The sequence below is a fragment of the Streptosporangium sp. NPDC000396 genome (genome assembly GCF_042898655.1).
In the GTDB taxonomy this organism is placed as follows: Bacteria; Actinomycetota; Actinomycetes; order Streptosporangiales; family Streptosporangiaceae; genus Streptosporangium.
Map to the genome: position 1 here is coordinate 1 of NZ_JBIAZA010000091.1, position 1285 is coordinate 1285.

Consider the following 1285-nt stretch of genomic DNA (forward strand, 5'->3'; position numbering starts at 1 on the left):
AAGGTCCTGATCGCCAATCGTGGTGAGATCGCCGTGCGGATCGCCCGCGCCTGCAGAGACGCCGGACTGGCCAGCGTCGCCGTCTACGCCGACCAGGACCTGGACGCCCTGCACGTCCGCCTGGCCGACGAGGCCCACGCCCTGGGCGGCCTCACCCCCGCCCACACCTACCTCGACATCACCAAACTCCTGCACATCGCCCACACCAGCGGCGCCGACGCCATCCACCCCGGCTACGGCTTCCTCGCCGAAAACGCCGCCTTCGCCCAGGCCGTCATCGACGCCGGCCTCACCTGGATCGGCCCACCCCCCGCCGCGATCACCGCACTCGGCGACAAGGTCCAAGCCCGCCACATCGCCCAGGCCGTCGGCGCCCCCCTGGTCGCCGGCACCCCCGACCCGGTCACCGGCCCCCACGAAGTCACCGCCTTCGCCCAGACCCACGGCCTGCCGATTGCGATCAAGGCCGCCTACGGCGGCGGCGGCCGCGGCCTGAAGGTCGCCCGCACCCTGGACGAAATCCCCGACCTATACGAGTCCGCGGTCCGCGAGGCGATCGCCGCCTTCGGCCGCGGCGAATGCTTCGTCGAACGCTACCTGGACCGGCCCCGGCACGTGGAGACCCAATGCCTGGCCGACGCCCACGGCACCGTGGTAGTGGTCTCCACCCGCGACTGCTCCCTGCAACGCCGCCACCAAAAACTCATCGAAGAGGCCCCGGCCCCCTTCCTCACCCCCACCCAGACCGACCTGCTCACCACCAGCTCCAAGGCCATCCTGCGCGCCGCCGGCTACATCGGCGCCGGCACCTGCGAATTCCTCATCGGCGCCGACGGCACCGTCTCCTTCCTGGAGGTCAACACCCGGCTGCAGGTCGAACACCCGGTCACCGAGGAGGTCACCGGCATCGACCTGGTCCGGGAGATGTTCCGGATCGCCGCGGGCGAGCCGCTGGGCTATGACGACCCGCCGGTGCGCGGGCACGCCATCGAATTCCGGATCAACGCCGAAGACCCCGGCCAGAACTTCCTGCCCGCCCCGGGCACCATCACCGCGCTGACCGCACCGGCCGGCCCCGGGGTACGCCTGGACGCCGGCTATGAGCCCGGCATGACCGTGCCCGGCGCCTTCGACTCGCTGATCGGCAAGCTGATCGTCACCGGCGCCGACCGGACCCAGGCGCTGCAGCGCGCCCGCCGCGCGCTGGGCGAGCTGACGGTGGCCGGGATGCCCACCGTGTTGCCCTTCCACCGGGCCGTCGTCGCCGATCCGGCCTTTACCGGGG

At 72.1% G+C, this 1285-nt stretch carries 1 protein-coding gene; it reads left to right on the forward strand.

Translation table 11 applies throughout. The features are described 5' to 3' along the window. The coding region (locus ACFY2X_RS47325; protein WP_389952058.1) for an acetyl/propionyl/methylcrotonyl-CoA carboxylase subunit alpha at nt 1-1285 on the forward strand (1285 nt) is incomplete at both ends.